Here is a 9,418-nt window from a genome sequence, read left to right on the forward strand (position 1 = left end):
TCCTTAACAATGTACCTGTTTTTGTTTCCCTATATTTCCTCTATCTTAAATGTAAATTGATTTTCCGAATGGAATTCTCCTTCTAGAAAAGTTCGTTCCACGAAAGTTATATTATCCGCTTGATCAATGAGCAAAACAGTCGATGATCGCGTACCATAATTCGGAATCTTAATAAACAATGGGGATAGTAGTCTCTCCATCTCCAAGCCAACTCCCGTATTGGGAAGTTCCTCGTCATTAGCCTTTGATTGATCTGAAATAATATTAAATAATGAATCTAATTGTAGCTCGCCTAAGGATGAATGGGCATAATCCCCAAGTCTCTTCTTACCCTTTTCCACTTTTGGCCATGGTGTATTCAGTGTATGATTGCTCAAACTATGCGTGCCTGAAAAAATTTCATTTGTTTCATCTAAAATACTATTGTAGTGAAATAATTGATTCCCATCCCCAATAACTATATTATAACCACCATAACTTTCTTTATTTCCAGCAAGTTTTTGAATGAAATCTACAGGATTATCTTCATTCGCCAAAAAATCACGAACAATGTCACCACGAGAAAAACGCCCTGTCTCCATAAGCCTAGGATCACGATAATTTGTTAATGCTGCAAAACGTCCACCTTTCGTTACTCCAAGCCAAGTGCCCATCTGTAACAAATCACGACCTGCCAAAATAGTAGGATGATCCTCCCAAAAATCCGCTGTAGCAGTTGGGCGTTCATAAAACTCGTCCCGATTCGCTACCACAATTAGCTTATAAACTGGATGATTTTGAAAATGAAAATTCACTAAACACATGCATGTCTACCCCTTTTTTTAAAAGTAAATAAATTTCTTCCATCATAACATATCTTTTCGAGACAATTGACAGGTCTTTTTAATCCACAATAAAGGGATTATTTCATCTAATAACGAACTAGTAATATATATGCGCCACTACAAATTACTAACTTAATGGAGGAATTTGATGTCACATCTTTTAATAGATCACCTTGGTAGACAAGTGAATACTGTCCATTCGCCAAAGCGAATCATCTCTATATGCCCAGCCATTACAGAAACTCTCTTTTCACTAGGGCTAGAAAATGAAATTATTGGTCGCACTAAATACTGTATTTTCCCTAAAGGAGTAGTAGAAAACGTTCAAGTTGTTGGGGGAACTAAACAAGTAAACCTAGAGATGATACGTGAATTACAACCTGATCTCATCCTTGCTGAAAAAGAAGAAAATACAGAAGAGATTGTGCATGCACTTGAAAAGATTGCACCTGTATTTGTCTTGGAAGTACAGTCAATTGAGGATGCTTTTCGCTTTATTCAAACACTTGGTTTTCTTACAAATAGGGAACAGAAGGCTGAGCAAATCATATCTACCTGCAAATCATCTTTCCCTATCTTCACACAAGTACAGAATGGAAATGCTGCTTATGTAATTTGGAGAAAGCCATATATGGTTGTCGGTGGGACTACTTATATCAATGACGTCTTACATACACTGGGTTTCAACAATCCCTTTGAAAAAGATGGAGCTCGGTATCCTGCGGTAACGAAAGAAGAGTTTATAGATGCAAATCTTGATGTGCTTTTTTTAGCCTCCGAACCATTTCCTTTTAAAGAAAAATATATAGCTGAATTTCAGGCCTTTCTCCCGAATACTAAAGTTGTTTTAGTAGATGGGGAAATGTTTTGGTATGGATCGAAGATGATTACAGCGGGGCCGTATTTAAAAGAATTAATGGAAATGATATAGAATAAAAAAGGATTAAGAGAATCGTCGCTATATGTGCGATGATTCTCTTAATCCTTTTTATACATACTGAGTGTACTATGAATTTTTATATTAACTTTTGTTTTCTAATGAAATAACCTCTAACTGTTTCTTCACTTCCATCATGTCAGATAAAATTCCCTTAACATTACTTGCATGTAGTAAATATGTTTTTGCCATTTCATAAGTTATTGCGCCACTTCTCTTTGCTTGAAGAACTTCCATTTCGTAATTTTCTAATAAACCTTCCACTTGCGTTCTATACTCTCTAATACTGTTCATGTGGTCACTTACCTCTTATTTTCTATATTATTCTTGATGTAAATTATGTATTCCCGATTTTTACTTTCTAAAACCTATAAATGAAAAAGAAAAGCACAAGCAGTTTTTGCTCCTTCATAAGCAAAAAAAACGCTTATTAAGCCACTTTCATGACTTAATAAAACGCTTTTTAATAGAAGTTTAGATATTCAAAGAACTAGAGAAATTATACTAATTGTTTAGAAAGTTTACCAGCTACTGCTTTTACTTTTTCTAAACCTTCTGCAATGATTGCTTCTGCTTTGTCTGGAGTAGCATTGTGACCTTCAATGATTACTTCATCAATGATTTCCATACCGAATACGCCACCTACTACATTTTTAATGTAGTTTACTGCCATTTCCATTGGTGCTGCTTCTGGAGATGAGTAGATACCACCACGTGCGTTTAAAATAATTGCTTTTTTATCAGTCATTAATTGCACTAGTTGTCCTTCTTCGTTGTACTTAAATGAATAACCAGCTTGGTAAGTATAGTCAATGAAAGTTTGTAATGGTGCTGGAATTGTTAAGTTCCATAATGGGAATGCGAATACTACTAAATCAGCAGCAGTTAAAGCGTCCATTGCTTTTTGTTTCGCTGCTAATAGACGAGCTTCAAGGTCTGTTAACTCTTCACCATTTTGTACTTTACCAAACGCGTTGAAAAGATCTTGACCAAAATAAGGCATATCTTCTGCAAATACGTCAAAAGTTGTTACGTTTGAACCTTCTATGTTTTCCATAAATGTTTCATACATTTTGCTTGAAATTGCTTCTGTTGCTGGGCGGTTGTTTGCTTTTACTACTAATATGTTCATTTGTAATTCCTCCAATTATTCTTAAGTCCTAGTTATGATAACAGATACATGTTTGTGTTGTAAAATACTTCGAATTCAAACTATCTTCTTTTTATTAATTAATGTCACAGATTATACACAATTAACAAATTCATAATTATGGTTATACCTTCACGATAGAAAACAAAAAAATGTTGCAATTAATATATAAGTGAAATATTATATAAGTAGATGGTTATATAATGATTTTAAGAACTAGAGATTGCCAATCACAATCGAAAAATGGAGGTTTATACTTTGTCACCAATAATTTTAGCATCAACTATTTTCATCGTAACCCTCATTTTCGTTATCTGGCAGCCAAGAGGATTGAATATCGGTTGGTCTGCTTGCGGAGGAGCTGTTATTGCATTATTAGTAGGAGTTGTAGGATTTAGTGATGTCAAAGAAGTAATAGATATTACTTGGAACGCAACACTATCTTTTATTGCCATTATACTTATTTCTTTAATATTAGATGAAATTGGATTATTCGAATGGGCCGCTCTACATATGGCAAGGGCTGCAAAAAGTAACGGGATTAAAATGTTTGTTTATGTCAGTATTTTAGGAGCCGTTGTCGCTGCCTTTTTTGCCAATGATGGAGCTGCATTAATATTGACACCTATCGTACTAGCGATGGTTCGTAATTTGAATTTCAATGAAAAAATGATCTTCCCATTTATTATGGCGAGTGGGTTTATAGCAGATACTACATCGCTACCATTCGTCGTTAGTAATCTTGTGAACATTGTTTCAGCTGATTTCTTTGATATCGGTTTCGTGGAATATGCAAAACGCATGGTTATTCCTAATATATTTTCACTGATTGCAACTATTAGCGTTTTACTATTTTATTTTAGAAAAAGCATTCCGAGGACTTATGATTTATCTAAGTTACGAGAACCAAAAGAAGCTATTAAAGATATAAAAATGTTCCATCTTTCGTGGTATGTGCTCGCTATTTTGGTTATTGGTTACTTTAGTAGTGAATTCATAAATGTTCCTGTTTCAATTGTAGCTGGAGTAATAGCGATATTCTTCATAATAATGGCAAGAAGAAGCCAAGTTGTCGATACTAAAACTGTTATCAAAGGAGCTCCATGGAATATTGTATTTTTCTCCATTGGTATGTATGTTGTCGTATACGGACTTGGAAATGCAGGTCTAACATCGGCATTAGCTGGCGTTATTGAGATAGGTGCAGAACAAGGGTTATTTGTTGCTACCATGTCAATGGGCTTCATAGCAGCATTCCTATCATCCATTATGAATAACATGCCTACTGTGATGATTGATGCATTAGCTATTGCAGAAACGAATACTTCTGGAACCATCCGTGAAGCGCTTATTTATGCCAATATCATCGGATCTGACTTAGGTCCAAAAATCACACCTATCGGATCACTTGCAACGTTAGTATGGCTCCATGTATTGTCCCAAAAAGGCGTGAAAATTTCTTGGGGAACGTATTTTAAAACGGGTATTGTCCTAACCGTACCAATCTTATTCATTACATTATTTGGACTTTATATTTCATTATTATTATTCTAAAGGAGATTAAAAACATGACAAAAAAAACACTCTACTTCTTATGTACAGGAAATTCTTGCAGAAGCCAAATGGCAGAAGGTTTGGGAAAAAAATATTTAGGTGATGAGTGGGAAGTTCTAAGTGCAGGTATTGAAGCACATGGTTTAAACCCTAACGCGATCAAAGCGATGAATGAAATTGATATCGATATTTCTAACCATACTTCAGATGTTATTGACATGGAAACGTTAAATAATGCGGATTTTGTCGTGACACTTTGTGGGGATGCAGCGGATAAATGTCCAATGACACCACCTCACGTAAAGCGCGATCATTGGGGCTTTGACGACCCTGCAAAAGCAGTAGGAACCGACGCTGAAAAATGGGCAACCTTCCAACGAGTTCGTGATGAAATCGGCAACAGAATTAAGCATTTTAGTGACACAGGCGAATGATAGAATTAAACTACCGAGAGAATATTCTCTCGGTAGTTTTTTTATACAGAATCAATAATGCTTGAAACGAAAAATTTACTTATCTAGTTTTACTCGTTGTAGACGTAGTGCATTCAGTACAACTGACACTGAGCTAAATGCCATTGCAGCACCAGCAACCCAGGGTGCAAGTAAGCCTACTGCCGCTATCGGAATCCCCAATGCGTTATAAGCAAAAGCCCAAAATAGATTTTGCTTAATATTTCTCATCGTTTTGCGACTCATAATAATTGCGTCCGCTATGCTATTCAAGTCTCCTCGAATTAACGTAATATCTGCCGCTTCCATGGCGACGTCTGTTCCTGTTCCAATCGCCATTCCGATATCAGCAACTGCTAGTGCAGGTGCGTCGTTAATACCATCACCAACCATTGCAACCTTCTTACCGATTGCTTGAAGTTTTTTCACTTGCTCCGCTTTGCCTTCCGGAAGTACTTCTGCAATAACATGGTTAATGCCAACTTCTTTGCTGATTGCAGTAGCTGTACGTTGGTTATCACCTGTCATCATGATCACTTCAATATTCATTTCTTGTAAACGCTTGATGGCTTTTTTAGAAGTTTCTTTGATCGTATCAGCTACCGCAATTAGCCCAGCATATTGGCCATCAATACTTGCGAGCATCGCAGTTTTCCCATTGGCCTCTAATTCTTCCATTACAGGGAGGATTTTAGAAATATCAATCTGATACTGATTCATCAGCTTCCGAGTACCTACAAGTATTTCTTTTTGATTCACGATCGTTTTAACTCCATATCCAGGGACTGCTTCGAATTTTTGAACCGCCTTAAGCGATATACCTCGTTCTTGAATACCTTGAACAATCGCTTCTGCAAGTGGATGTTCTGATTGTTTTTCAGCTGCTCCTATGAGAGAGAGGAACTCTTCTTCATCGGCTCCATTTGCTACACGTACATCCGTTAATACTGGTTTACCATTTGTAACCGTTCCTGTTTTATCTACAACTACTGTATCGATACGGTGCGTCGTTTCCAGATGTTCTCCGCCTTTAAACAAGATTCCAAACTCTGCTGCACGACCAGACCCAGCCATAATCGAAGTAGGTGTCGCAAGTCCTAGTGCGCATGGACAGGCAATAACTAGAACCGCAATCAGAGCTTCCAGTGCTTGCGTTATTTCTCCAGGACTTACCCAAATAATCCATACTAAAAACGTGATAATAGCAATTCCAATGACAATCGGTACAAACACACCTGAGATTTTGTCAGCAAGCCTCTGTATAGGTGCTTTAGAGCCTTGAGCATCTTCCACCACTTTAATAATTTGAGAAAGTGCAGTGTCTCTTCCAATTTTCGTTGCTTTCATTTTTATAAAACCATTTTTATTAATCGTGGAACCGAATAGTGAATCTCCAATTGTTTTATCTACAGGAATACTTTCACCTGTTAGCATAGCCTCGTCCACCGCAGTGTCTCCTTCTAAGACCTCCCCGTCTACCGGGATCTTTTCTCCAGGCTTCACTAAAATAATATCTCCTGCGATAACTTCTTCAATTGGGATTTCTAATTCCGTTTCATTTCTAATAACTAATGCTGTTTTAGCCTGTAATCCCATCAGTTTCTTGATAGCTTCTGATGAACGTCCTTTCGCTTTTGCCTCGAAAAGCTTACCTAATATTATAAGTGTAATTAGGACCGAACTGGTTTCAAAGTACAGCTGTGCTGTGTGATGCTCCTGAGTGGTAATGATGGCTTGATAGACACTGTAAAAATATGCAGCGGATGTTCCCATTACGACGAGCACATCCATATTGACACTTTTATTTCGCAGCGCTTTATAAGCACTTACATAAAACTGCTTACCAATAATAAACTGAACAGGTGTTGCCAGAGCCATTTGCACCCATGGATTCATGAGAAATTCGGGCATATAAATAAACGAAGTAAAAGAAAAATGTCCTACCATGGTCCACAATAGTGGAAACGACAAAATAGCGGCGATGATAAATTTTTTCTTTTGCTTTTGTATCGCTTCCTCTCGGTAATCTACCGCTTCTTTATCGTTATCTTTAATATGTGCCTCGTATCCTAACTTTTCTACTCGACTAATAATATCCGTAATGGAAATTTGAGATGGATTATATTCAATCGTTGCATTTTCGAGCGCCAAGTTAACATTGGCAAAAGTAACACCTTCTAACTTGTTTAGTCCCTTTTCAATTCTCATTGCACAGGATGCACAAGTCATCCCTGTAATATCAAACTCTTTTTTCTCCTTGGCAATGCCATACCCAAGATCTTGAATTTTCTTTTCAAAGTCTTTTTCACTTAACTTTTCAGGATCGTATTTAATCAATGATTTTTCAAGCGCTAAGTTGACGTTGGCTTCTTCCACACCATCCATTTTATTTAAACCCTTTTCTATTCTTGTTGCACAGGCTGCACATGTCATACCTGTAATTTGTAGGCTTGTTTCTTTTATTTCACTACTCATTTCATTTTCACCTCTCCTTTACATACGCTCCGGGGGTATAAAAAATTGCAAGAAAGAGAGTGCTTAATTAGCACTCTTCCTAACTGATTTATTCTACATCGTATCCCTGATCATCAATTGCTTCTTTAATTTCTTCTAGAGTTACTTTTTCTTGATTAAAGGCTACGTCCACTTTACCTGACTCTAAGTGAACCTTCACTTGATTAACGCCATTTAATTTTCCCACGCTACCTTCAACTGCACTCACACAATGACCACACGACATTCCACTTACATTCAATAGTACGTTTTCCATTTTTTCATTCCTCCTATTATTTTTTCATTAGTTTTTGAATCGTAATTAACAATTCGTCCAGAACCTCTTCATCGCCCTCAGCCAATCGATCAACTACACATCCCTTTAAATGGCCTTGTAAAAGAACTTTCGCTACACTGTTCAAAGCTGATTGGGTGGCAGAAAGCTGGGTGATAATATCATCACAATATATATCCTTATCTACCATCCCTTTAATTCCACGAATTTGACCTTCTATTCGATTTAATCTATTTGTTAAATCTTTTTTAACATGCTCAGGATGATGACTTTTTCTACAAGACAAGTTAGGAACGTCAGTATTATGCACAGTATCTTCTGTTATATTATCCATTTAACAGACCTCCTCTTCTATATATTTATAATAAAGTACCCTTAGGGGGTATGTAAAGGGAAATGAATTCATTACTAGGAAATATATAAATAGGCTTGTCTCATTTTAGAGAACAAGCCTATTTTTATTCGTTAAAATTGGAAGGGATTTGCGCTATTACATAGGCACCAGTCCACTTTTGTGTCGATAAGATCTAATTTCTTTATTTCCGCCAAAAAGTTGAACAGTCTACCTTATCCAACATATTAAACTCGATCATTTTCTCCAGTAATGAGAAATCAACCGGACTATCCCACGGGATACGCACCAACTGCTTAGTATGATCATATCCAACCTGCACAATTTCATCCGAAAAATGATTAATCCCTGCACTTTCAGGGGCAACAGCCAAGTGTTTTTTAGCTATGCTAAAGCCAATAATATATGTGCCATGATCGGTAAACATAGGCTGATTCCACGCAATTTTCGGCTCTAAATTTGTAAATTTCCTAGTCACCCAAGCCAATACTTCTTCCGTTCGGTCCCGATGTTGCGGGTTATCAATCTTTGCTAAGTATTCTGTAAAAACTTCCATGTCATTCTCTCCTAAAATTAGTTTTGTCCTTGCGTCTAAAACAAGCATGAAAACTCAATGATGAATACAGTTTTTCTGCTGATTCATTTGTTGAAACAACCGCTAAATATAACTGTTCCAAATCTTCTATACTTTCTGCTTTCTTTATTGCTTCTTCCATTAAAACCTTCCCAATTCCAAAACCCCATTTGGAGGGTGAAACGTAGGTAAAAGAGGACTTCGATTGAACATGTCAGTACCCGACTTTGTTGTCATTTAACAAACAACTGTTCAGTTTCAACAAAATCGGGTATTGAATAGATTGTTTGCTACTTTGCTTTTCTGTCGCGATACATAATCAAAGTAATTACATTTAATATGATAGTAACGATGAGAAGAATTGCTGAGGCGAACGCAACAGCATACATTGTGTCCATAAGAGCAACCCAATCCTCAACCGTTACCTTATGATAGGTATAAAAGATCTGGAAACATAGCGAAATAGCACAAGCACTGATGCTCATAATGGAAAGAACCACCCAATTCCCACGGTCATGCTTCTTATATCGTATGTAAGTAACAATAGGAAGCATCCAAGCAATTAGTCCAAGCACGAGGCTACCAAGATTAAGCAAACTAATCATATCTAAACCCCTTTGTATTTTTTGTTTCTTCCCTCTTGTTCAACTGTGACCTTTGATAAAAGATTGATTATTTCGGAAAGCGAATCTTATAGTGATAGGTAAGCCTTTGAAGTTATCTCCAGCTTTTCCCCCACTTCACACCGTACGTGAGACTTTCACCTCATACGGCGTTCCAACTAATC

10 protein-coding genes and 1 pseudogene are annotated in these 9,418 nt (G+C 36.8%); 3 read left to right on the forward strand and 8 right to left on the reverse strand.

Annotated elements, in window-relative coordinates:
- Positions 1 to 29: 29 nt before the first annotated feature.
- The gene (locus C7437_RS12280; protein ID WP_111440022.1) at positions 30 to 803 is read right to left on the reverse strand and encodes an NRDE family protein; all 774 of its coding nucleotides are present in this window, start codon (positions 801 to 803) and stop codon (positions 30 to 32) included.
- A 169-nt stretch (positions 804 to 972) separates the two neighbouring features.
- On the opposite strand from C7437_RS12280, the gene C7437_RS12285 reads away from it, so the two are divergent.
- Positions 973 to 1,755, forward strand: a complete 783-nt coding sequence (locus C7437_RS12285; RefSeq protein WP_111440023.1) for an ABC transporter substrate-binding protein — start codon at positions 973 to 975, stop codon at positions 1,753 to 1,755.
- A gap of 90 nt (positions 1,756 to 1,845) precedes the next feature.
- Here the strand turns inward: C7437_RS12285 and C7437_RS12290 are convergent, their stop codons facing one another.
- Together C7437_RS12290 and C7437_RS12295 are read right to left on the reverse strand one after the other, a co-directional pair.
- Positions 1,846 to 2,055 (reverse strand): hypothetical protein, encoded by a 210-nt coding sequence (locus C7437_RS12290; RefSeq protein WP_111440024.1) that lies wholly within the window; start codon positions 2,053 to 2,055, stop codon positions 1,846 to 1,848.
- A 205-nt stretch (positions 2,056 to 2,260) separates the two neighbouring features.
- Positions 2,261 to 2,893 carry an FMN-dependent NADH-azoreductase gene (locus C7437_RS12295; protein ID WP_111440025.1) on the reverse strand — a complete coding sequence of 211 codons (633 nt, stop codon included), beginning with the start codon at positions 2,891 to 2,893 and terminating at the stop codon, positions 2,261 to 2,263.
- Between the two features lie 261 nt (positions 2,894 to 3,154).
- On the opposite strand from C7437_RS12295, the gene C7437_RS12300 reads away from it, so the two are divergent.
- Complete coding sequence (locus tag C7437_RS12300) at positions 3,155 to 4,465, forward strand: arsenic transporter (protein ID WP_170122371.1); 1,311 nt, start codon at positions 3,155 to 3,157, stop codon at positions 4,463 to 4,465.
- 14 nt (positions 4,466 to 4,479) lie between these two features.
- A complete protein-coding gene (arsC, locus tag C7437_RS12305; protein ID WP_111440027.1) occupies positions 4,480 to 4,899 on the forward strand; it encodes an arsenate reductase (thioredoxin) in 420 nt (139 codons plus the stop codon).
- A gap of 75 nt (positions 4,900 to 4,974) precedes the next feature.
- Here the strand turns inward: arsC and C7437_RS12310 are convergent, their stop codons facing one another.
- The 5 genes and pseudogenes from C7437_RS12310 to C7437_RS12330 all read right to left on the reverse strand — a co-directional run.
- A complete protein-coding gene (locus tag C7437_RS12310; RefSeq protein WP_111440028.1) occupies positions 4,975 to 7,392 on the reverse strand; it encodes a heavy metal translocating P-type ATPase in 2,418 nt (805 codons plus the stop codon).
- A gap of 88 nt (positions 7,393 to 7,480) precedes the next feature.
- Positions 7,481 to 7,687, reverse strand: a complete 207-nt coding sequence (gene copZ, locus C7437_RS12315; RefSeq protein WP_111440029.1) for a copper chaperone CopZ — start codon at positions 7,685 to 7,687, stop codon at positions 7,481 to 7,483.
- A 16-nt stretch (positions 7,688 to 7,703) separates the two neighbouring features.
- Positions 7,704 to 8,039 (reverse strand): metal-sensing transcriptional repressor, encoded by a 336-nt coding sequence (locus C7437_RS12320; protein WP_111440030.1) that lies wholly within the window; start codon positions 8,037 to 8,039, stop codon positions 7,704 to 7,706.
- A 202-nt stretch (positions 8,040 to 8,241) separates the two neighbouring features.
- Positions 8,242 to 8,613, reverse strand: coding sequence for an iron chaperone (locus C7437_RS12325; protein WP_111440031.1), 372 nt, complete (start codon positions 8,611 to 8,613; stop codon positions 8,242 to 8,244).
- A 1-nt stretch (position 8,614) separates the two neighbouring features.
- Positions 8,615 to 8,806: pseudogene (locus tag C7437_RS12330) on the reverse strand (GNAT family N-acetyltransferase); the annotation flags it as partial.
- Between the last annotated feature and the right edge of the window lie 612 nt (positions 8,807 to 9,418).

It is taken from the genome of Psychrobacillus insolitus (genome assembly GCF_003254155.1).
GTDB lineage: Bacteria > Bacillota > Bacilli > Bacillales_A > Planococcaceae > Psychrobacillus > Psychrobacillus insolitus.